18 protein-coding genes are annotated in these 20,933 nt (G+C 66.0%); 15 read left to right on the forward strand and 3 right to left on the reverse strand.

Features of this window, described 5'->3' with window-relative positions; all coding sequences use genetic code 11:
- The first annotated feature begins 18 nt into the window (after positions 1 to 18).
- From AB4Z44_RS18070 to purH, 5 genes are read left to right on the forward strand one after another with little or no spacing between them, the layout of a single operon-like run.
- Complete coding sequence (locus tag AB4Z44_RS18070; protein ID WP_404711064.1) at positions 19 to 2,232, forward strand: molybdopterin cofactor-binding domain-containing protein; 2,214 nt, start codon at positions 19 to 21, stop codon at positions 2,230 to 2,232.
- Positions 2,229 to 3,236, forward strand: coding sequence for a ferrochelatase (hemH, locus tag AB4Z44_RS18075; protein WP_404711065.1), 1,008 nt, complete (start codon positions 2,229 to 2,231; stop codon positions 3,234 to 3,236). The genes AB4Z44_RS18070 and hemH overlap by 4 nt, the downstream gene beginning before the upstream one ends.
- Positions 3,237 to 3,265: 29 nt before the next feature.
- Positions 3,266 to 3,988 (forward strand): acetoacetyl-CoA reductase, encoded by a 723-nt coding sequence (gene phbB / locus AB4Z44_RS18080; protein ID WP_404711066.1) that lies wholly within the window; start codon positions 3,266 to 3,268, stop codon positions 3,986 to 3,988.
- Between the two features lie 6 nt (positions 3,989 to 3,994).
- Positions 3,995 to 4,243 (forward strand): ribbon-helix-helix domain-containing protein, encoded by a 249-nt coding sequence (locus AB4Z44_RS18085; protein WP_404711067.1) that lies wholly within the window; start codon positions 3,995 to 3,997, stop codon positions 4,241 to 4,243.
- A 33-nt stretch (positions 4,244 to 4,276) separates the two neighbouring features.
- Entirely contained in the window at positions 4,277 to 5,890 is a 1,614-nt protein-coding gene (purH, locus tag AB4Z44_RS18090; protein ID WP_404711068.1) for a bifunctional phosphoribosylaminoimidazolecarboxamide formyltransferase/IMP cyclohydrolase, read from the forward strand.
- Positions 5,891 to 5,929: 39 nt separating this feature from the next.
- Here the strand turns inward: purH and AB4Z44_RS18095 are convergent, their stop codons facing one another.
- Positions 5,930 to 6,697, reverse strand: coding sequence for a hypothetical protein (locus AB4Z44_RS18095; RefSeq protein WP_404711069.1), 768 nt, complete (start codon positions 6,695 to 6,697; stop codon positions 5,930 to 5,932).
- A 140-nt stretch (positions 6,698 to 6,837) separates the two neighbouring features.
- Between AB4Z44_RS18095 and AB4Z44_RS18100 the strand changes: the two genes are divergently transcribed.
- Positions 6,838 to 9,162, forward strand: a complete 2,325-nt coding sequence (locus AB4Z44_RS18100) for a DNA translocase FtsK 4TM domain-containing protein (RefSeq protein WP_404711070.1) — start codon at positions 6,838 to 6,840, stop codon at positions 9,160 to 9,162.
- 30 nt (positions 9,163 to 9,192) lie between these two features.
- On the opposite strand, the gene AB4Z44_RS18105 is transcribed toward AB4Z44_RS18100, so the two are convergent.
- Positions 9,193 to 11,436: a S8 family peptidase gene (locus AB4Z44_RS18105; RefSeq protein ID WP_404711071.1), complete on the reverse strand. Its 2,244-nt coding sequence runs from the start codon at positions 11,434 to 11,436 to the stop codon at positions 9,193 to 9,195.
- 98 nt (positions 11,437 to 11,534) lie between these two features.
- Here AB4Z44_RS18105 and AB4Z44_RS18110 point away from each other — a divergent pair, with 98 nt between their 5' ends.
- The 5 genes from AB4Z44_RS18110 (at position 11,535) to AB4Z44_RS18130 (ending at position 16,528) form a co-directional block, all read left to right on the forward strand.
- Positions 11,535 to 12,200 (forward strand): pyrimidine 5'-nucleotidase, encoded by a 666-nt coding sequence (locus tag AB4Z44_RS18110; RefSeq protein WP_404711072.1) that lies wholly within the window; start codon positions 11,535 to 11,537, stop codon positions 12,198 to 12,200.
- On the forward strand, positions 12,197 to 13,033 hold the full coding sequence (gene dapD, locus AB4Z44_RS18115; protein WP_404711073.1) for a 2,3,4,5-tetrahydropyridine-2,6-dicarboxylate N-succinyltransferase: 837 nt from the start codon (positions 12,197 to 12,199) through the stop codon (positions 13,031 to 13,033). Before AB4Z44_RS18110 ends, dapD begins: the two co-directional genes overlap by 4 nt.
- 124 nt (positions 13,034 to 13,157) lie before the next feature.
- Positions 13,158 to 15,176 (forward strand): M13 family metallopeptidase, encoded by a 2,019-nt coding sequence (locus AB4Z44_RS18120; RefSeq protein ID WP_404711074.1) that lies wholly within the window; start codon positions 13,158 to 13,160, stop codon positions 15,174 to 15,176.
- A 17-nt stretch (positions 15,177 to 15,193) separates the two neighbouring features.
- A complete protein-coding gene (locus tag AB4Z44_RS18125; protein WP_404711075.1) occupies positions 15,194 to 15,559 on the forward strand; it encodes a VOC family protein in 366 nt (121 codons plus the stop codon).
- Positions 15,560 to 15,631: 72 nt separating this feature from the next.
- Positions 15,632 to 16,528, forward strand: coding sequence for a DMT family transporter (locus tag AB4Z44_RS18130; protein WP_404711076.1), 897 nt, complete (start codon positions 15,632 to 15,634; stop codon positions 16,526 to 16,528).
- Positions 16,529 to 16,546: 18 nt separating this feature from the next.
- Here AB4Z44_RS18130 and AB4Z44_RS18135 read toward each other — a convergent pair whose 3' ends face one another.
- On the reverse strand, positions 16,547 to 17,098 hold the full coding sequence (locus AB4Z44_RS18135) for a TlpA family protein disulfide reductase (RefSeq protein WP_404711077.1): 552 nt from the start codon (positions 17,096 to 17,098) through the stop codon (positions 16,547 to 16,549).
- Positions 17,099 to 17,114: 16 nt separating this feature from the next.
- On the opposite strand from AB4Z44_RS18135, the gene argH reads away from it, so the two are divergent.
- Genes argH through galU form a run of 4 tightly spaced genes read left to right on the forward strand, consistent with a single transcriptional unit; the run spans position 17,115 to position 20,905 of the window.
- Positions 17,115 to 18,491 (forward strand): argininosuccinate lyase, encoded by a 1,377-nt coding sequence (argH, locus tag AB4Z44_RS18140; RefSeq protein ID WP_404714272.1) that lies wholly within the window; start codon positions 17,115 to 17,117, stop codon positions 18,489 to 18,491.
- Positions 18,488 to 18,733, forward strand: coding sequence for a hypothetical protein (locus AB4Z44_RS18145; RefSeq protein ID WP_404711078.1), 246 nt, complete (start codon positions 18,488 to 18,490; stop codon positions 18,731 to 18,733). Before argH ends, AB4Z44_RS18145 begins: the two co-directional genes overlap by 4 nt.
- A gap of 6 nt (positions 18,734 to 18,739) precedes the next feature.
- Positions 18,740 to 20,014, forward strand: coding sequence for a diaminopimelate decarboxylase (gene lysA, locus AB4Z44_RS18150; RefSeq protein ID WP_404711079.1), 1,275 nt, complete (start codon positions 18,740 to 18,742; stop codon positions 20,012 to 20,014).
- An 18-nt stretch (positions 20,015 to 20,032) separates the two neighbouring features.
- Positions 20,033 to 20,905, forward strand: a complete 873-nt coding sequence (gene galU / locus AB4Z44_RS18155; protein ID WP_404711080.1) for a UTP--glucose-1-phosphate uridylyltransferase GalU — start codon at positions 20,033 to 20,035, stop codon at positions 20,903 to 20,905.
- Positions 20,906 to 20,933: the final 28 nt, after the last annotated feature.

The raw sequence follows: 20,933 nt of genomic DNA on the forward strand, positions 1-20,933 counted from the left end.
CGCCCTACAGCCGCTTGCATGACGAAGGCACAGGCGAAGCCGGCGGGTTTGAACCGGCGCACCATGCTGATCGGGGGAGGCGCCGCGATCGGCCTCGTGCTGGCGTGGGAGATATGGCCGCGCCAATACCGGCCCAATCTGGCGGTCACCCCGGGAGAGACCGTCCTCAACGCATTCCTCAAGATCGATACGGCGGGCCGCGTCACGGTGGTCGTGCCGCAGGCCGAAATGGGCCAGGGCGTGTGGACCGCCTTGCCGCAGGCGCTGGCCGATGAACTGGGCGCGGACTGGCGTCAGATCGCGGTCGAGCCTGCGCCGATCAACCCGCTTTACGCCAATCTTCTGATCGCGGGCGATGCCGGCGCAGCCGCGGTCCCCGAATTCCTGCGCGGGATCGGCGGCTGGGCGGGGCGCGAGTGGGCGACGCGCCATGCGCTGATGATCACCGCCGGCTCGACGTCGATCCGCGCCTTCGAGCAGCCCTTCCGCGAGGCCGGGGCGTTCGCACGCGCCTTGCTGTGCATGGCGGCGGGCAAAAGGCTGGGCGCCGATTGGCAGGCCTGCGACACCGATGCCGGATTCGTCGTGCGCGGGCAGGACAAGTTCCGGTTCGGCGAGCTTGCGGCAGAAGCGGCGGCCTTTACGCCTCCTCCACACGCGCCGCTGCGCCGTCCCGGCGAGGGCAATATCTCCGGCAAGACGATGCCCCGGCTCGATCTGCCCGCCAAGGTGGACGGCAGCCTCCGTTATGCCGGCGACGTGCGGCTGCCGAACATGGTCTACGCCTCGATTCGCCATGGTCCGCTCGGCGATACAAATCTGGTGAGCCAGGACATGAAGGCCGCCGATGATGTGCCGGGCGTGCTCGGCGTGGTCCGTGCCGATGGCTGGGTCGCGGCGCTCGCGGAGAATTGGTGGGCGGCGGATCGCGCGGTCGATGCGATGCATCCGCGCTTCGCCACGCGCGGAACCCTGCCCGACAGCGCTGCCGTCGGCCGCGCGCTCGACGCGGCCTTCGCCGGCAAGGCGAAGCGCTTTCACGCGGTCGGCGATGTCGATGCCGCACTGGTCGGGGCCGGTGTGATCAGCGCGGGCTATGAGGTGCCTTTCGCGGCGCATGCGACGATCGAGCCGCTGGTCGCCACCGCGCGGATGAATCAGGATCGGCTTGAAATTTGGGTGCCCACGCAAGCACCGGGTCTCGCAAGATCGGCTGTCGCGGCGGCCACGGGCTTGAGCGAGGGCCGGGTCACGATCTTCCCGGTGCAGGTCGGTGGCGGGTTCGGGCGCAAGATCGAGAATGACGCGGCGTGCGAGGCCGCGATCCTGGCCCTGCACGCGAAGCGTCCCGTGCAACTGATGTGGAGCCGATCGGAAGAGATGCTGCGCGGCCGTCATCGCCCGCCGGTCAAGGCGCGGCTGGCTGCGCGGCTCGACGCGCGCGGACGGATCGCGGCCTGGCGTGCGACGATCGCCGCGCCGGCATCCGAGCATCTGCTGGCGCGCCGGCTTGGGCTGCCGGGCGGCCGCACGGGGGTCGCAGCCGCTGCGGTCGAGGGAGCGATACCGCCTTACGCCATTCCCAGGCTCGGCATAGCGCACGCCCCGGCCGAAATCGGTATCGAGACCGGGCTGTGGCGTGCCGCCGCGCATGGCCACAACGCCTTCTTCATCGAAAGCTTCATCGACGAGCTTGCCGCCGTCGCCGGGCAGGACGCCTTGTCGTTCCGCATGGCAATGCTCGGCCCGGCGCCGCGCCTCGCCCGCTGTCTAAGTCAGGCGGCGGCATCGGGCGGGTGGAGTGGCGAAGCGCATTCCGGCCAGGGACTGGCGGCGCACAGCGCTTTCGGCAGCCATGTCGCCCTTTATGCGGAGGCGGAAGAAGATGCCGGCGCGATCAAGGTCGGCCGGCTTGTCGCGGTGGTCGATTGTGGGCGGGTGATCAATTCCGATATCGTTCGGCAACAGATCGAGAGCGGCCTCGTTTGGGGCATGGCGGAAGCATTGGGGAATAAAGTGACCTATACGCGCGGACTGGCCGATCAGGTGACGCTCGATGCGCTGCATCTGCCGCGCATCGCCGACATGCCGGAGATCGATGTCCAGATCATCGCCTCGCACGATGCCCCGGGCGGCGTAGCCGAGCTCGGCGTCCCGGTCGTCGCGCCGGCGATCGCCAACGCGATCTTCTCCGCGACCGGCAAGCGCCTGCGCAGCCTGCCGCTCGCATGACCCTCCCGTCCGAACATCCCGCGATTCCGCGCCCGCGCATCGGCGTCCTGATCGTCAATCTGGGCACGCCGGATGCCGCCGAGGCCGGAGCCGTGCGGCGCTATCTGGCGGAATTCCTGTCCGATCGCCGGGTGGTCGAAATTCCACCTTTCATCTGGCAACCGATCCTGCGCGGCATCATCCTCACGACCCGGCCGAAGAAATCGGCGCATGCCTACAAGCAGGTCTGGCGCGAAGACGGCTCGCCGCTTGCCGTGATCACGGCCGCGCAGGCGGCCGCGCTCAAGGGCGCATTCGGGGACGACGTGTTGGTCGATCATGCGATGCGCTATGGCTCGCCCGCCATTGCCGACAGGCTGGCGGCGTTGAAGGCGGCCGGGTGCGAGCGTATCCTGATCGCCCCGCTTTATCCGCAATATTGCGCAGCAACGACGGCCACGGCCAACGACGCGGTGTTCATCGCTTTGGCCGCCATGCGCTGGCAGCCGGCGATCCGCACGCTGCCGCCTTATTACGACGATCCGAATTATATCGACGCATTGAAGGTGAGTATCGAGAGTTCGCTAGCGGTCTTGCCGTTCGAACCGGACGCGATCCTGGCCAGCTTTCACGGCATGCCGGCGCGCACGCTGGCCCTCGGCGATCCCTATCATTGCCACTGCCAGAAGACGGCGCGCTTGCTCTCGCAGGCGCTCGGACGCGAATTGACGATCACGTTCCAGTCGCGCTTCGGCAGGGCAAAATGGCTCGAACCCGCTACAGACATCACCTTGGCGGCCCTTCCGTCCCGCGGCATCAAGCGCATCGCAGTCGTCTCGCCCGGCTTCTCGGCCGACTGTCTCGAGACGCTGGAAGAAATCTCGATCCGCGGCCGTGAAACTTTTCTCGCCGCCGGCGGTACCGACTTTGCCTATCTGCCCTGTCTCAATACGGACGATCCCGGAATCGGGATGCTGCGCATTTTGCTGCAGCGGGAGCTTGCCGGTTGGCTCGCGGGTTCATAGGCTGACTGGGCATTTGAGGAGAGGAAGTAATGGCGCGCGTTGCGATCGTGACTGGTGGAACCCGTGGCATTGGCGAGGCGATCAGCCTGGCGCTGCAGGCCGAGGGCGTGACCGTCGCCGCGGCTTATGCCGGCAATGACGAGCGGGCGCGTGCTTTCTCCGAGCGGACCGGCATCCAGGCGTTCAAATGGGACGTCGCCGATTTCTATGCGTGCCAGGACGGTGTGAAGCGGGTCGAGGCCGAAATCGGCCCGGTCGATATCCTCGTCAACAATGCCGGCATCACGCGCGACGCGACGATGAAGCGCATGACCTACGATATGTGGTCGGATGTGATGCGCACCAACCTCGCCGGCTGCTTCAGCATGGCCAAGGCGGTGTGGGACGGGATGACTGCACGCAAATATGGCCGCATCGTCAATATCGGTTCGATCAACGGCCAGGCCGGCCAATATGGCCAGGTCAATTATGCCGCCGCCAAATCGGGCATCCATGGCTTCACCAAGGCGCTCGCCCAGGAGGGCGCGCGCGTGGGCATCACCGTCAATGCGATCGCGCCAGGCTATATCGATACCGACATGGTCGCCGCCGTGCCCGAGGACGTGCTTGCCAAGATCGTCGCGCGCATCCCGGTCGGCCGCCTCGGCAAGGCGAGCGAGATCGCGCGCGGCGTGACCTTCCTGTGCGGTGAGGATGCCGGCTTCGTCACCGGGTCGACCCTGTCGATCAACGGCGGCCAGCACATGTATTGATCGGCGATGGCCGGCCCGATCAAACGTTCGGTCATGATCGCCGGCCACGCGACATCGGTCAGCTTGGAGCCGATCTTCTGGGATGAACTGAAACGCGCGGCGGAGGCGGAGCATCTGCCCATCTCCGCCTTGGTCGCGCAGATCGACGCGCGACGGATCGGTGATGCCGATCCGCCGAATCTCGCGAGCGCGATCCGGGTTTGGATCATGGAGAGACTCTTGGATCCGGTCCGGAACCAGGCGGATTTTCAGTAGCGCTTCGCCGCTCATTCGCTAAAGGCGCGGGGCATGACCGACATATCGATCAAGCGCGCGCTTCTCTCCGTTTCCGACAAGACCGGCCTCGCCGATCTCGGCCATGTCCTCGCCAGTTATGGGGTCGAGCTGGTTTCGACCGGCGGCACCGCCAGGGCGCTGCGTGAAGCCGGACTGACGGTGAAGGACATTTCGGATCTCACCGGCTTTCCCGAAATGATGGACGGCCGCGTCAAGACGCTCCACCCCAAGGTCCATGGCGGGCTGCTCGCGGTGCGCGACCATCCCGAACATGCCGCGGCGATGGCCGAGCATGACATCGGCGCGATCGATCTGGTCGTGGTCAACCTCTATCCGTTCGCGCAGACGGTCGCGAAATATGCCGGCGGCGCGGCCGACCCGGCGGCGGCGCGCGACGACATCATCGAGAATATCGATATCGGCGGCCCGTCGATGGTGCGCTCCTCGGCGAAGAACCATGCTTATGTATCGATCGTCACCGATCCGGCCGATTATCCGGCGCTGATCGAGGAACTGGCGGCGCATGGCGGCGCGACCACGCTGGCGACGCGCAAACGCCTCGCCGCCAAGGCGTTCGCCGCCACCGCCCAATATGATGCGATGATCGCGTCGTGGTTCGCTTTTGCCGACCAGGGCCAGCTCTTCCCCGACAGCCTGTCGATCCCACTCAAGAAAGCGGACGAACTGCGTTACGGCGAGAATCCGCACCAGAAGGCCGCGCTCTACCTGCCGGCCGGGCCGACCACGCGCGGCATCGCCCAGGCCGAGCAGCTCCAGGGCAAGGAGCTCAGCTACAACAATTACAACGACGCCGATGCCGCGCTCGAATTGGTAGCGGAGTTCCGCGATGGGCCGCCGACGGTGGTGATCGTCAAGCACGCCAATCCGTGCGGCGTCGCCTCGGCCGACACGCTGATCGAGGCCTATGAGGCGGCCTTCGCCTGCGACACCGTGTCGGCGTTCGGCGGCATCATCGCGGTCAACCGCCCGCTCGACGGGCCGACTGCCGAGGCGATCAGCGGGATCTTCACCGAAGTCGTCGCCGCCCCCGCCGCCGATGACGCGGCCCGTGCGGTCTTCGCGAAAAAGAAGAACCTACGCCTGCTGCTCACCGGCGATCTACCCGATCCGGCGCGGCCCGGCCTTGCGATCAAGTCGATTGCTGGCGGCATGCTGGTTCAGACCCGCGACAATGGCGAGATCACCGCCGCGGACCTGAAGGTCGTGACCAAGCGTCAGCCGACCGATCAGGAATTGAAGGACTGCCTGTTCGCGTGGACGGTGGGCAAACACGTCAAATCGAACGCGATCATCTACGCGAAGGATGGCGCGACTGCGGGGATTGGCGCCGGCCAGATGAACCGGCTCGAAAGCGCGCGCATCGCCGCTTGGAAAGCCAAGGATGCCGCCGAGAAGGCTGGCTGGGCCGAGCCGCGTACGATCGGATCGGCGGTGGCGTCGGACGCCTTCTTCCCGTTCGCGGATGGTTTGCTTGCGGCGGTCGAGGCAGGGGCTACGGCGGTCATCCAGCCGGGCGGATCGCTGCGCGACGCGGATGTGATCGCTGCAGCCGACGAAGCCGGCCTGGCGATGGTCTTCACCGGGATGCGCCACTTCCGACATTGATGGAGGTGAGGCGGCGCCGAAACGCCGCCTCGCGCCTGATTAGTAGCGGCGGTGCCAGCCGGGGCGGCCATAATAACCGGGCCGTCCATAGCCATAGTGGCGATAATAAAAGGTGCGGTACGGATAAGGCCGGTAGGTCCAGCGGCCGCCGTAGAAATACCAGGGCTGATACCAGCCCGGCGCCGCATACACATAATCGGGCGAGTCGTAATAGAAAGTGGGGGCACCGCTCCGCACGACGAAGCCTGGCGGGCAGCCGGGGCTGGTCGCGCCTTGCTGGGCCGATCCGACCGCCGCACCGCCGGCCGCGCCGAAGATGCCGCCGACCACGGCACCACCGCCACGATCGTGGCGGCCGGCCACGCTCGAACCGATCAACGCGCCGAGCAGGCCGCCGATCAACGCCCCGCCGCCGGCATTGCCGCCCGATTTGACGCAGTTGCGCGTCGCCCAATCCTCGGCAAAAGCCTCGTAGCGCTGATCGTCGGGGCCAGGGCCGCTGGTGCCGGGCTCGGGTTGATAGCCCGGCGGCGGGGGCGGCGGCTGGGTGCCGTCGTAACCCGGTGGCGGCGCGCTGGCATACCCATCGTTATAGCCGTCGTTGTAATTGCCCTGCTGACTTTGCTGACTTTGCTGACTTTGCTGATCTTGAGCTGCCGCGCGTCCGGCTTCATAGCCGCGCCGATAGGCATCCTGGTCGCTGGGCGGAGGGGCGGATTGGGCGGCGGCAGCGGATGCCGCCAGCGGCGAAATGGCGGCAAGCAGAGCGAGCGCAGCACTCAGGGTCGGCAGTCGATTAACGGTCATCGGATGATCCCATCACAAAGCTCGAGCGAAGCTACATCCCGTTGGGTGAACGCAAACTGACGCGTGGCGGAAACGCTCCGCCGATTTGCATGGCTGGAACATTTCGGGCACAATTGGGGGCGTTTCGAGGAGGTATGGCGATGGCGAGCCGGGTAGCAGTCGGTGCGGAATGGCGCGGCCATGCGCGGCGCATCGGCGTGCGCAGTGGCGCGATTCTCGGTGCGCTCGGCATCGTCGCGATCGCTCTGATGCTCGGTTTTGCGCTGGTGAGCTATCATTCGAGCGACGCTTCGCTGATGACGGCGGCCGGCGGCCCGACGCTGAACGTCCTGGGTCAGCCGGGCGCCTGGATCGCGGATTTGCTGCTGACCTCGTTCGGCCTTCCGGCCGGCTTGCTGATCCCGCCATTGATCGTGGTGGCGCTTCGGCTGTGGCGTGGGGTTTCGCCGGGCAAGTGGAAGCGCGCATTGCCGATCACCCTGCTGGCCATGCTGTTATGTGACGTTTCATTGGCGCTGCTGCGCGGCACGACGATCGCGACGCTGCCCGGCGGCCTGGGCGGCTTCTTCGGACTTGGGGGGGCCAAGGCGATCGATGCGGGTCTGGCGCTGATAGGGAATCACACCGTGGTGACGGGGCTGCGTGTGGCGGCGATCGCGCTATTCGCGGTTCTGGGGCTCACCGCCGCTTGCATGTCGCTCGGCCTCGATGCCGAGGAGCGTTCGGCGCTCTTCCGCCGCCGTATCCGCGAGTTCATGGACGAGCCCGAGGAGGCACCTGCCTCGATCGTGCGGACCCCGGCGCCGTCGCGCCCCAGAGCGGTGCGCGAGCCCGAGCCCGAAGCGCCCGAGCCGCCGCGCCCGACGATCAGCACCCCGGTCCGCACGCCGCAACCGAGCGCGCGCGGCCAGCGCGAGCGGCAGGCCAAGCTCGCGCTTGGCGACACCTGGACCTTGCCGACGCTCGATCTGCTGTCGCCGGCGCCGGTCCAGAACAATGTCCAGATCGACAAGGCCGCGCTCGAACGCAATGCGCGCCTGCTCGAGACGGTGCTCGAGGATTTCCACGTTCGCGGCCACATTACCGAGGTCCGCCCCGGCCCTGTCGTGACGATGTACGAACTGGAGCCTGCCGCCGGCATCAAGGCGAGCCGCGTGGTGGCGCTGGCCGACGATATCGCGCGCAACATGTCCGCGCTTTCGGCGCGTGTCGCGACGATCCCCGGCCGTACCGTGATCGGTATCGAGCTGCCCAACCAGAAGCGCGAAAGCGTCGTCCTGTCGGAGCTGATCGCCAGCCACAGTTTCGAAAATCATGCGCCCGGTAGCCTCGCCTTGATCCTCGGCAAGAATATCGCGGGCGATCCGGTTATCGCCGACCTTGCGCCGATGCCCCACCTGCTCGTTGCGGGTACCACCGGGTCGGGCAAGTCGGTCGGTCTCAACGCGATGATCCTCTCGCTCCTCTATCGGCTGACCCCCGACCAGTGCCGCATGATCATGATCGATCCCAAGATGCTGGAACTCAGCGTCTACGACGATATCCCGCATCTCCTTTCCCCGGTCGTGACCGAGCCCGCCAAGGCAATCCGCGCGCTCAAATGGACGGTCGAGCAGATGGAAGAACGCTATCGCATGATGGCGACCGTCCAGGTGCGCAGCCTCGCTTCGTTCAACGACAAGGTGCGCACCGCCAAAGCCAAAGGCGAGGCGCTCGGGCGGCGCGTCCAGACCGGCTACGATGCCGAGAGCGGCCAGCCGATCTACGAGGAAGAGAAGCTCGAATATGAACCGCTGCCGACGATCGTCGTGGTGGTCGACGAGCTCGCCGATCTGATGATGACCGCAGGCAAGGAAGTGGAATTCCTGATCCAGCGTCTCGCGCAGAAGGCGCGCGCGGCGGGAATCCACCTGATCATGGCGACGCAGCGGCCCTCGGTCGATGTCATCACCGGCGTCATCAAAGCGAACTTGCCGACCAGGATCAGCTTCCAGGTCGCTTCCAAGATCGATTCGCGCACCATCCTCAACGAACAGGGTGCCGAACAGCTGCTGGGCAAGGGCGACATGCTCTACGTCGCGGGCGGCAAGCAACTCATCCGTGTCCACGGCCCGTTCGTGGGGGATGAGGAGGTGCGCTCGGTCGCCGAACATTGGAAGGCGCAGCGCCAGCCGGATTATGTCTCGGCGGTGACCGAGGAGCCGATCGATGGCGGCTACGAGATCGAAGGCGCGCCGACCGGGCCCGACGATCCCGAGACGCAGAGCTACCGTCGCGCGGTCCAGCTCGTGGTGGAGAATCGCAAGGCATCGACTTCGTGGGTCCAGCGCCAGTTGCGGATCGGCTATAATAGCGGCGCGCGGCTGATCGAGCGGATGGAGAAAGCCGGCATCGTTTCGGCGCCCGATCATGTCGGGCGGCGCGAGGTGCTGATCGAACCGAGCGACCTGCCGAATTACCTCTAAGGATCCTCCCCGGCTTCGCCAGGGAGGACTCTACAGGTTGATCCCGTACCGTATCGCGCCGCCAACATCGTTGGGCGCGAGCGCGATATTGCCCGGCTGGGTGCGCAGATAAAGGTTGGTGTCGAGCCAGCCGCCCCAGATCTGGAGCCCGTAGCTCGCCTCCAGATCGCGCTCGTGGCCCGTTGGCGCGAGGTTGAGATTGGTCAGCGTGTAATTCGCGCTCAGGGTCGAATAATCATAGCCTGTCGGCACCGAGAGCCCGAAGCCGCCATGCGTGACCCGTAACGGTTCGGAATAACGCAGGCCGAATTGGGTCGCGCCGCCGGTCCGGCCGATATCGAAGGCCGATGCGATACTCTGGAGCCGTCCGCGTACGAGCGCCCCGCCGGTTGCCGTGCTGGTCCAGCCCTGTCTCCGAGCCGCATGAAGGCTCCAGCCGCGGCCGAGATTCAGGCGCGCATCCAGTTCGGCGGTGCGGGTCGATGCCCCGCGGCCACCGAGCAAGGCGCCGAAACGCGAACCCAATACGGTCCGATCCTCGTCGAGCAAGCCCGTGCCGATGCCCAGCGCGAGTGGCCCGAACGTCCGCGTCGCACGCATCGTCATCATCGTGTAGGCCGATTCGCGTTCGCCGCGGAGCAAGGCGGCGAGGGCGCCGCGCTCGGCAGTGACGTCGATCGCGAGCCGGCCGAAGCGGTGGCGGAAGGCCGTCGCCATCCCGCTATTGCCATCGAAGCCCGGGCCGTCGGTCGGCGATCGCGCGACAAGGTAAGCGCCGCCCGAACCCTCGCCGCCGTCGATCAGATCGCCGAGCCGGCGGCCGCTGGTAGCGAAGCCGAACCCGGCGATCGTGTCGCGATCGATCGCCATCGTCGCGGTCGCCGTCACCGTGCGGGCCTGGATCTGGCCGTTGGCGGTCAGTCCACGCTGGCCGAAGCCGGCCCAGGGTTCGCCTGCCAGATCGCGCGCCATCGTGAGCGAGACCGACAGCGGACCTTCCTGTGTATTGCGCGTCACCAGAGCGCCACCGATCGCGCCGGTCAGCGGGCGGCGCTGGCCGATATGCGCGACGGTACCGGCCAGATTGACGCTGAAGGCGCGGCCATAGCCATCGAGGATGATCGTCCGATCGAGTCCCGATCCGGCCATGGTCGCGTCGCCCATCGCACCCGACAGCACTGCATTCTGGGTCAGCGAGACAGCGGCCGTACTGCCGGCCAAACTGCTCGTCCCGATCGGCTGAAAAGCCTTCACCAGATTGAGCAGGCCATGCCCGAAGGTCGAATCGACCCCGGCCGCACCCGCGTCGGTCGCGCTCGCGTAGATCAGGTTAATCACCTGCGCCGGCGTCAGATTGGGAAAGGCCGCCTCGATCAGCGCGACCGCGGCCGCCACGGCCGGCGCGGAGAAGGAGGTGCCCGAATAAAGGTAATCGGCGCCCTTGTTGTCGAACGAGCGAACGTCCGTGCCGAGCGCGGTGATATAATAGGGGGCGAACGTGCCGGCCTTGTCCGAGAAACTCGAAATCGCGCCGCTCGCATCGTGCGCACCGGCGATGATCACCAGCCCGTGCGCGATCGGGTCGGCAGCGATCTGGGCGAGGATATCGGGTTCCGCGTCGCCGTCATTGCCGCCCGCGATGACGATGATCACGCCGGCAGAAGTCGCGCGGTTGATCGCGGCGCGCATCTGCGTCGTGGCCGGGCTGCCGCCCAATGACATGTTGATCACCTTGGCGCCGTTGGTGACGGCGTAATCGACCGCAGTGGCGAGTGCCGCCGTGCTGAAGGCGCAGCCTGCGGTGGTGGCGCAACTCCCCGCATTGTCGGTGCGCAGCGCCATCACCGTGGCGCCGAAAGCGAGGCCTTCGATATCGCTGGCGTTGCGCGCCGCCGCCGCGACGGCCGCGATCGCAGTGCCATGGCCGTCCTGATCGGCATAACCCGCCGAATCGCTCAGCGACGTGCTCGCGGACGAGATGCGGCCGGTGAACTGGCCGGTCGGATCGCTCAGCCCCGTATCGAGGATGGCGATGGTTATCCCGGCGCCGGTGCTGCCCGCATTCCACGCGCTGATCGCGCTCGCATCGGTCGCCGAATTCGATCGCGTATATTCGGCGTCGTTATAGTTGATGACCGGCGTCGTCGGAATCGTCGTCGTTCCGGTCGATCCGCTCGCCGGGGTTCCGGTCGAGTTGACGCCGCCACCGCCGCCACATCCCGATAGCAGCAATAGCGCCGCACCGGCGGGCAACGTCCAAACCCTGTCAGCCATGTTCTTCACCGGCGCCCCTGCGCGCTTGTCGCCCGCCAATCGCGTATCACAATGTCCTATTATGTTGCCCCAATATTTCCGGACGGTTAGCACCCGGCATGCGCAGCGAACTGGCTCATATCCATGCCTGGATCTTCGATCTGGACAATACGCTCTATCCGGCGTCGTGCGATCTGTTCGGCTTGATCGACAAGCGCATGACGATCGCCGTTGCGCGCCGGCTCGATTTGCCGCTCGAGGAGGCGTTCAAGGTCCAGAAGCGCTATTTCCATGAGCATGGCACGACGCTTTCGGGGCTGATGGCCGAACATGGCGTCGATCCGCACGAATTCCTGGCAGAGGTCCATGCGATCGAGATGGATGCACTCCGCGAGGATCGGCGGCTGATCGATGCGATCGGCAGTCTGCCCGGGCGCAAGCTGATCTTTACCAACGGCGACGAGCCTTACGCGCGCCGCGTGCTCGCCCGGCTCGGCCTGTCGGAAAGCTTCGAGGCGATCCACGATATCCATGCCATGGCCTATCGACCCAAGCCGCATGCGCATGCCTATGAATCGATGCTGGCGACCTTCGGCGTCGATCCGACGCGGGCGCTGTTCGCCGAGGATATGGCACGCAATCTGAAGCCGGCGAAGGCGCTAGGCATGACCACCTTGTGGGTCGACAACGGCTCCGAACAGGTCGGCCGCGAGACCGAACATGTGGATTTCATCACGAGCGATCTTGGGGCATGGCTCGCCGAAATCATGGAAGGACCGGAATGAGCGGGGAATTGCAGGCGGCGATCGATGCGGCGTGGGACGCGCGCGAGACGCTTTCGATCGGCACGAAGGGCGAAGTGCGCGATGCGGTGAACGAGGCGTTGGCCGGACTCGATGCCGGCACGTTGCGCGTCGCCGAGAAGGGCGAGAGCGGCTGGATCGTGAACCAGTGGCTCAAGAAGGCGGTGCTTCTCTCCTTCCGTCTCAACGATAACGGTCTCATCCAGGGGCCGGGCGGCTCGATGTGGTTCGACAAGGTCCCGTCCAAGTTCGAGGGCTGGGGCGAGAATCGCTTCCGGGAAGCGGGCTTCCGCGCGGTGCCGGGATCGGTCGTTCGCCAGGGAGCGTATGTCGCCAAGGGCGTCGTGCTGATGCCGAGCTTCGTCAATATCGGCGCTTATGTCGGCGAGGGCTCGATGGTCGATACCTGGGCGACCGTCGGCAGTTGCGCGCAGATCGGGCGCAATGTCCATTTGTCGGGGGGCGTCGGCATCGGCGGCGTGCTCGAGCCGCTCCAGGCCAATCCGGTCGTGATCGAGGACGATTGCTTCATCGGCGCGCGCTCCGAGGTGGTCGAGGGCGTGATCGTCGAGCAAGGCGCGGTGCTGGCGATGGGGGTGTTCCTGTCGTCGACCAGCAAGATCGTCGATCGTGCCACCGGCGAGGTGTTCGTCGGTCGGGTGCCGTCTTACTCGGTGGTGGTGCCCGGCTCGTTGCCGGGCAAGCCGCTGGCCGACGGCACGCCGGGGCCGAGCCTGTCGTGCGCGGTGATCGTCAAGCGCGTGGATGCGCAGACGCGTGCCAAGACCGGCATCAACGAGCTGCTGCGCGACTAACCCGCAACCTGGATCGGCGGGCGCACTGGCTTTTTGTCGGGGGCTGGGTAGGTTCTCCTCAGGCGCGCGGATGCGCGCACCCACCCCCGACCTCTCCTCATCCCGGGGAGGGCTTTGAAAGCGTATGATGCGCAAAACCCTGCTGTTTCTCCTTGCCGCGACCGCCACCTGCGCGCTCGCCCAATCGTCCTCGCCGCCCAAATATGGCCCATGGGGCGTCGACTATGCCGATATGGATCGATCGGTGAAGCCGTCGGACGATTTCTTCCGCTTCGCCGAGGGCACCTGGCTGCGCGATCATCCGATCCCCGCCGACAAGACCGGCGCCGGCTATAATTACGATCTTCCCGACGAAACCGAAAAACAGGTCCGGGCGATCGTCGAGGAGGCCGCCAAGCGACCCGAAGACGCAACCGCGCGCCAGATCGGCGATTTCTACGCGGCCTGGATGGACGAGGCGGGGATCGAGGCGCGGGGCACGGCGCCGCTCAAGCCCTATCTCGCGCGGATCGATGCGGTGAGGGACCGGTACCAGCTCGTCCAGCTCATGGCCGATTCCGGCTTCGCATCGCCGATCGATATCGGCCCGACCGTCGATGAGAAGGACCCGACCCGCTACATCGTCGGCGCGAGCCAGGCGCGGCTCGGCCTGCCCACGCGCGATTATTACCTGCTGAAAGGCGAGAAATACGAAGCCTTCCGCAAGGCCTATCGCGCTTACATCATCCATATCCAGACGCTGGCCGGGATCCCGGATCCGGCGGCCAAGGCCGACGCGATCATCGCGCTCGAGACCCGCCTGTCGCAGGACCAGTGGACGCCCGAGCAGAATCGCGATCCGGTCAAAACCTACAATCCGATGACGCGCGCCCAGCTGACCAGGCTGGCGCCCGAATTCGACTGGACGCCGGTGCTGGCGCGGATCGGCCTCGGCAAGCAGCCGATCGTCGATGTGGCGCAGCCGAGCGCGGTCGCCGCGGCGGGCAAAAGGATCGCCGACGTCGATCTGGCGACGTGGAAGGCGTGGATGACGTTCCGTTTCATCAGCAATCACGCCACCTATCTGCCCAAGGCTTTCGATCAGGCGCGCTTCGATTTCTACAGCAAGACGCTGAACGACGTGCCCGAGCAGCGCGCGCGCTGGAAACGTGGTATCCAACTGCTCGACCGGAATCTGGGCGAGGCGGTCGGCCAGCTCTACATCGCCAAGCATTGGTCGCGCGAAACCGAGAGGCAGACGCAGGAGCTGATCGGTGACCTGCGCACGGCCTATGGCGCGCTCATCCGCCATGCCGACTGGATGGACGAGCCGACCCGCAAGGAGGCATTGGCCAAGCTGGCGAGCTTCGATCCGCGCATCGGCCACCCTGTCAAATATATCGATTATTCCAGCTTCAAGGTGAGCCGCGCCGATCCGCTGGGCAATGCCATCGCGTCGCAGGATTTCCAGTGGCAGCTGGGGCTTTCACGTCTCGGCAAGCCGGTCGATCGGACCTTGTGGGATATGACCCCGCAGACGGTGAATGCTTATTACGATCCGACCATGAACCAGGTCACGTTCCCGGCCGCGCAACTGCAGCCGCCCTTCTTCGATGCGGCGGCCGATCCGGCGGTCAATTATGGCGAGACCGGCGCCACGATCGGGCATGAGATGGGGCATGGCTTCGACGATGAAGGCCGCCAGTTCGACGCCAAGGGGCGCCTGCGGGATTGGTGGACCAAAAGCTCGGCCAGCCTCTACAAGGTGCAGGCCGAAAAACTGGCCAAGCAGTTCGACGCTTACGAGCCGATCCCGGGCGTCCATATCAAGGGCCATCTGACGCTGGGCGAAAACCTGGCCGATCTGGGCGGGCTCGAGGCTGCTTATGCAGCCTATCGTCTCTACGTGGCGCGCCATGGCGAGCCGCCGGTGATCGATGGCTATACCGGCGATCAGCGCTTCTTCATCGCTTATGCCCAATCCTGGCAGGGCAAGCGTCGCGAGGGCGCGACGCGCTCGCAATTGCTGTCCGATCCGCACAGCCCCGACGAATTCCGGGTCAACGGCATCGTCCGCAATTTCGGCCCCTGGTACAAGGCGTTCAACGTGCAGCCCGGCGACAAGCTCTATCTGCCGCCGGCGGAGCGCGTACACGTCTGGTAAGACATGAGAGGATGCCGATGACCCGCTTCAATTTCGTCAAGGTGCCGACGCGCGATCTCGCTATCCAGCTCGCCTTCTACGAGACGGCGTTCGGCTTCACCTATGTCGCGATGTTCGAGAATGACGAGATGGAAGAGATATTGGCGCGGCAGGAAGGGCAGGACTTCCAGCTCTGCCTGATGCGTTTGAAGACGCCGCCGGCCGATGCGGCGTCGATTATCGGCGTCATCGGCTTCGTCACCGACGATATCGACGCGGCACTCCAGCGCGCGCTCGATGCGGGAGGCAACCTCAAGCAATCGCCGTTCGAGGTCGATGGGATAAAGATCGCGTTGCTGTGGGATCCCGAGGGAAACGAGATCGAGCTGGTTCAGTTCGGCTGAGCACGCTTCGGCCGCAATCCACAGGGTGCGCTGCTTTCTTCGAGCGACTATCGGCCTAGCATGGACAAGCCGATGAGCCGCACCGATTGGGGCATCATATTCGCGCTCGCGCTCCTCTGGGGCGGGTCGTTCTTCTTCATCGGCGTCGCGATCCGCAGCGTCACCCCGCTTACTCTCGTGCTGGTGCGGGTGACTCTCGCCGCCGCGTTCCTCTGGTTTTGGCGGGCCATGCGTCGCGAGCCGCTCGCCTTGCCGCCGAAAGCCGTTTTCGCCCTGGTCGTGCTGGCGCTGCTCAATACCGTTCTCCCCTTCGCCCTGTTCGCATGGGCGCAGCGCACCTTGCCCTCGGGCCTCGCCTCGATCCTCAATGCGACCACGCCGATCTGGACGGTGATCGTCGCGCATCTCTTCACCAGCGACGAGAAGGCGACGCCCGCCAAGATCTTGGGTGTGTTGCTGGGCTTTGCCGGTGTCGCCGTGATGATCGGTGCGGATCTGCTCGGCCAGATCGGGACGCACCTGTTCGCGCAACTGGCCTGCCTGATGGCGAGCCTGTGTTATGGATTCGCTGGCGTCTGGGCTCGGCGCTTCCGCGGAATGGGGTTGGACCCGGTTGCGGTCACGACCGGCCAGTTCACCGCTGCGACCCTTTTACTGAGCCCATTGGTGCTGCTGTTCGAGCCGCCATGGCACGCTTCCGCTCCGGCGCCCGTGGCATGGGCTGCGCTGATCGGGCTCGCTTTGCTCAGCACGGCCTTTGCCTACGTTCTCTATTTCAAGCTGCTCGAATCCGCGGGCGCGACCAATTCGTTGCTCGTCACCTTCCTGATCCCGGTGACCGCCGTACTGCTGGGCAGCCTTTTTCTCGGCGAGCGGCTTGAGCCGCGCCACCTTGCGGGGATGGGGTTGATCGCGCTGGGGCTGGTCGCGATCGATGGGCGGTTGCTGGTGCGCCGCCGCCAGCGATGAAGGTAGCGGGCGGGCGCCTCAACCCGCCTGCGCGACCAGCGCCTTGGCCTTTGCGCTGGTCCAGTCGAGATCGCCGCGCATGCGCCATACCTCCTTGCCATTGGCATCGTAGAGGATCGTCACCGGCAGCCCCGGCTCCTTGAGACCGAGCATCAGTGCGTTGGTCGAATTGAGATAGGGTTTCAGCGTCTTGAAGCCGCGCTTGGCCAGGAACGGCGTCACGACGCGCGCGCCCTCCATGTCCTCGCTGATCGCGATCACCTGCAGGTTGCCGCCCTGCGCGGCAAGCTTGTCGAGCGTCGGCAATTCCTTGACGCACGGTACGCACCAGGTGGCCCACAGGTTCACCAGCAAAGGCTTGCCCTTGAAGTCGGCGAGCTTGACCGGCTTGCCGGCCATATCCTTGATCTCGGTCGCGGGCACCGGCTTGCCCTTGCCCGCCATGTCGGCAGTGCGGGGCTCGGCCTGCCCCGCGGCGGTGGGCTGCGCTTGCGGCGGCGGAGGTGCTTCCTTATGGCAAGCCCCCGTCGAAGCCAGCAACAGCGCGGAAAGTAGGATAGGTCGCCGCATGTCGGACTCCAATACGATGTGGGGCGGTCGTTTCGCCGATGGGCCTAGCGCCATCATGCGCGAAATCAACGCTTCGATCCCGTTCGACAAGCGTTTGTGGCGGCAGGACATCGCCGGCAGCCGTGCGCATGTCGCAATGCTGGGCGCGCAGGGGATCATCGCGGAAGACGATGTCACCGCGATCGACGCCGGGCTGGCAGGGATTGCTGACGAATATGCGCTGTCGGGCCCTCCGGAGGATCTGGCGCTCGAAGACATCCACATGACGGTCGAAAGCCGGCTGGCCGCGATGATCGGCCCGACGGCAGGGCGGCTCCACACCGCGCGTTCGCGTAACGATCAGGTCGCGACCGATTTCAAATTGTGGGTGCGCGACGCGATCGACGCGGTGAGCGCTGGCCTCGAGGCGCTGCAGATCGCACTGGTGACGCGCGCCGAAGAGCATGCGGCGACGATCATGCCGGGCTTCACGCATCTCCAGGTGGCGCAGCCTGTGACGCTCGGCCATCATCTGATGGCCTGGTACGAGATGACGCGGCGCGATAGCTCGCGCTTCGCCGATGCGCGGGTGCGGATGAACCGCTCGCCGCTCGGCGCGGCTGCGCTCGCCGGGACCGGTTTCCCGATCGATCGCGCCGCAACCGCCGCGGCGCTCGGCTTCGACGCGCCGACCGACAATTCGCTCAATTCGGTCTCCGATCGCGATTTCGCGCTCGATTATCTGATGGCCGCCACCCAATGCTCGCTCCATCTGTCGCGCATGGCCGAGGAGTTCGTGATCTGGGCGAGCCAGCCTTACGGCTTCGTCTCGTTGCCCGACGCCTACTCGACCGGATCGTCGATCATGCCGCAGAAGCGCAATCCCGACGCGGCCGAGCTGGTGCGCGGCCATTCGGGGCGGATCGCCGGTTGCATGGTCGCGCTGACGATGACGATGAAGGGCCTGCCGCTCGCTTATTCGAAAGACATGCAGGACGATAAGCCGCCGGTGTTCGAGGCGCACGATCTGCTCGCGCTGTCGATCGCGGCGATGACGGGAATGGTCGAGACGACGCGTTTCGTGCCCGAACGGATGCGCGCCGCGGCCGAGGCAGGCTTCTCGACCGCGACCGATCTGGCGGACTGGCTGGTGCGCGCGGGCGGCATTCCGTTCCGCGAGGCGCATCACATCACCGGCCGCGCGGTGAAGCTGGCGGAAAGTGAAGGGCTGGCTTTGTCGGCGCTGCCGTTGGAAGCGTTGCAGGCGATCGATCCGCGCATCGACGAGCGGGTTTTCTCGGCGCTCACGGTCGATGCCTCGGTCGCGAGTCGTGCCAGCCATGGTGGCACGGCGCCCGATCAGGTGCGCGCGCGGGTGGCCGCGGCCAAGGCCGCGCTGGGGATCGAAGCATGACCGGGCTCCGCACGGGATTTGGGTTGGGTCTGATGCTGCTCCTCGCTGCCTGCGGCGCCGAACAGCAGCTCACTCCCAAAAAGGGCGCAACGCTCCCTGTCAAACCCGCCACGTCGCCAACGCGGCCCGATTCGGACCAGCTCCTCGTCGCGCCGCAGACGGTGAAGCCAAGCCGCAGCGATGAGTTGCTCATCAGGTCGCAACCGCGCAACGACGATCGTTTCGACCTCCCCCCGCACTAGGGCATCATGGACCATTTCAATCTCAAGGATGGCGTGCTCCACGCCGAGGACGTGCCGCTCCCGCTGATCGCCGACGGCGCGCAGACGCCGGCCTATGTCTATTCGACCGCGACGATCGAACGCCATGTCCGCGTGTTCCGCGAGGCGCTTGCGGGGCTCGACACCCCCTGGATCTGCTTTGCGGTCAAGGCGAACCCCAACAAGGGGGTGCTGGCGACCTTGGCGGCGCAGGGGCTCGGCGCCGACGTCGTCTCGGGCGGTGAACTGCTGCGCGCGCTCGCCGCCGGCATTCCGGCCGAAAAGATCGTGTTCTCCGGCGTCGGCAAGACCGCCGACGAAATGGCGCTCGCGCTGCGCAAGGGAATCGGCCAGTTCAATCTCGAATCGGTCGAGGAGGCCGAGACGCTCTCCACCGTCGCCGCGGCGATTGGAATGACCGCGCCCGTGGCCTTCCGCATCAATCCGAACATCGATGCCGGGACGCATAGCAAGATCTCGACCGGGCGCGCCGACGACAAGTTCGGGGTCGCATACGATCATGCGCTGGCGGCTTATGCGCGCGCGGCCGAACTGGTGGGGCTCCGTGTCCAGGGTGTCGCAGTCCATATCGGCAGCCAGCTCACCAGCCTTGCCCCGAGCCGGGCGGCGTTCGAGCGGGTCGGCGCGCTGATTGCAGACCTGCGTGCGGCCGGCCATACCATCACCACCGCCGATCTGGGCGGTGGCCTGGGCGTCCCCTACAACCCCGCCGTCCCCGTGCCCCCGAGCCCGGCCGATTATGGCGCGATGGTGCAGGAGGTTACGCAGGGCTGGAACGTGCGGCTGATCTTCGAACCCGGCCGCGTCATCGTCGGCAATGCCGGCGTGCTGATCGCGCGCGTGATCCGCGTGAAGGAAGGGGTGAATTACCCCTTCGTCGTCCTCGATGCCGGCATGAACGATCTGATGCGGCCCAGCCTCTACGATGCCTGGCACGAGATCCGCGCGGTACGGCCGACCGGCGAACGCTTCGTCGCGAACATCGTTGGGCCGATCTGCGAAACCGGCGACACGTTCGCGCGGGCGCGCGAAATGGACGAGGTGAAGGAGGGCGATCTGGTCGCCTTCATGACGGCCGGGGCCTATGGCGCGACGATGGCGAACACGTACAATTCGCGCGGGCTGATTCCGGAGATCATGGTTTCCGGTCATGATTGGGCGCTAGTGCGGGACCGTCAGCCGATCGAAGCGTTGATCGCGGCAGATCGACTGCCGCCCTGGCTCGATCGTGGTGCGGAATAATCTGGGGGTAGGAAGCAGATGACGATCAAGCGCGTACGCAAGGCGATCTTTCCGGTGGCGGGCTTCGGCACGCGCTTCCTGCCTGCGACCAAGTCGGTGCCGAAGGAATTGCTGCCCGTCGTCGATCGCCCGCTGATCCAATATGCCGTCGATGAGGCGTTGGCGGCGGGAATTGAGGAGATGATCTTCGTCACCGGCCGATCCAAGCATGCGATCGAGGATTATTTCGACCGCGCGTTCGAGGTCGAGAGCGATCTCCAGAGCAAGGCCAAATATGATCTGCTCGAAACCCTGTCGGGCACGCGGCTCCAGCCCGGCCAGGCAGCGTTCGTCCGGCAGCAGGAAATGGCCGGGCTCGGCCATGCCGTCTGGTGCGCGCGCTATCTGATCGGCGACGAGCCGTTCGCGGTGCTGCTGCCCGACGAACTGCTGTGGAATCCCGCCAGCCCCTGCCTCAAGCAGATGTGCGACACCTACGAAGCCAAGGATGGCAATGTCGTTGCAGTGATGGAGGTGCCCGAGCAGCACACGCATCGCTACGGCATCGTCAGTCCGGGCGTATCCGAGGGCGCGGTGACCGAGGTCAAGGGCCTGGTCGAGAAACCGCGCGCCGGCACTGCGCCGTCGCGGCTCGCCGTGGTCGGCCGTTACATCCTGCAGCCCGAGGTGCTCAAGATCCTCGAGGCACGCGAGACCGGCGCGGGCGGCGAGATCCAGCTGACCGATGCGATGGCCAAGCTGATCGGCAAGCAGCCCTTCCACGCCCAGACGTTCGACGGCGCGCGCCACGACTGCGGCGACAAGGCCGGCTTCATCCAGGCGAACATCGCGCTGGCGCTGGAGCGGGCGGACTTGGCGGGACCGATCCGCGAGTTCATCGCGACATTGTGAGCAGCGGGGCGTGAACAGACCACTCCGT

This window comes from Sphingomonas sp. MMS24-J13 (assembly GCF_044905095.1).
Taxonomy (GTDB): Bacteria; Pseudomonadota; Alphaproteobacteria; order Sphingomonadales; family Sphingomonadaceae; genus Sphingomonas_I.

Coding starts and splice junctions, on each gene's coding strand:
- AB4Z44_RS18070 (WP_404711064.1), top strand. CDS start 19: ATGACGAAGGCACAGGCGAAGCCGGCGGGTTTGAACCGGCGCACCATG.
- hemH (WP_404711065.1), top strand. CDS start 2,229: ATGACCCTCCCGTCCGAACATCCCGCGATTCCGCGCCCGCGCATCGGC.
- phbB (WP_404711066.1), top strand. CDS start 3,266: ATGGCGCGCGTTGCGATCGTGACTGGTGGAACCCGTGGCATTGGCGAG.
- AB4Z44_RS18085 (WP_404711067.1), top strand. CDS start 3,995: ATGGCCGGCCCGATCAAACGTTCGGTCATGATCGCCGGCCACGCGACA.
- purH (WP_404711068.1), top strand. CDS start 4,277: ATGACCGACATATCGATCAAGCGCGCGCTTCTCTCCGTTTCCGACAAG.
- AB4Z44_RS18095 (WP_404711069.1), bottom strand. CDS start 6,697: ATGACCGTTAATCGACTGCCGACCCTGAGTGCTGCGCTCGCTCTGCTT.
- AB4Z44_RS18100 (WP_404711070.1), top strand. CDS start 6,838: ATGGCGAGCCGGGTAGCAGTCGGTGCGGAATGGCGCGGCCATGCGCGG.
- AB4Z44_RS18105 (WP_404711071.1), bottom strand. CDS start 11,436: ATGGCTGACAGGGTTTGGACGTTGCCCGCCGGTGCGGCGCTATTGCTG.
- AB4Z44_RS18110 (WP_404711072.1), top strand. CDS start 11,535: ATGCGCAGCGAACTGGCTCATATCCATGCCTGGATCTTCGATCTGGAC.
- dapD (WP_404711073.1), top strand. CDS start 12,197: ATGAGCGGGGAATTGCAGGCGGCGATCGATGCGGCGTGGGACGCGCGC.
- AB4Z44_RS18120 (WP_404711074.1), top strand. CDS start 13,158: ATGATGCGCAAAACCCTGCTGTTTCTCCTTGCCGCGACCGCCACCTGC.
- AB4Z44_RS18125 (WP_404711075.1), top strand. CDS start 15,194: ATGACCCGCTTCAATTTCGTCAAGGTGCCGACGCGCGATCTCGCTATC.
- AB4Z44_RS18130 (WP_404711076.1), top strand. CDS start 15,632: ATGAGCCGCACCGATTGGGGCATCATATTCGCGCTCGCGCTCCTCTGG.
- AB4Z44_RS18135 (WP_404711077.1), bottom strand. CDS start 17,098: ATGCGGCGACCTATCCTACTTTCCGCGCTGTTGCTGGCTTCGACGGGG.
- argH (WP_404714272.1), top strand. CDS start 17,115: ATGTGGGGCGGTCGTTTCGCCGATGGGCCTAGCGCCATCATGCGCGAA.
- AB4Z44_RS18145 (WP_404711078.1), top strand. CDS start 18,488: ATGACCGGGCTCCGCACGGGATTTGGGTTGGGTCTGATGCTGCTCCTC.
- lysA (WP_404711079.1), top strand. CDS start 18,740: ATGGACCATTTCAATCTCAAGGATGGCGTGCTCCACGCCGAGGACGTG.
- galU (WP_404711080.1), top strand. CDS start 20,033: ATGACGATCAAGCGCGTACGCAAGGCGATCTTTCCGGTGGCGGGCTTC.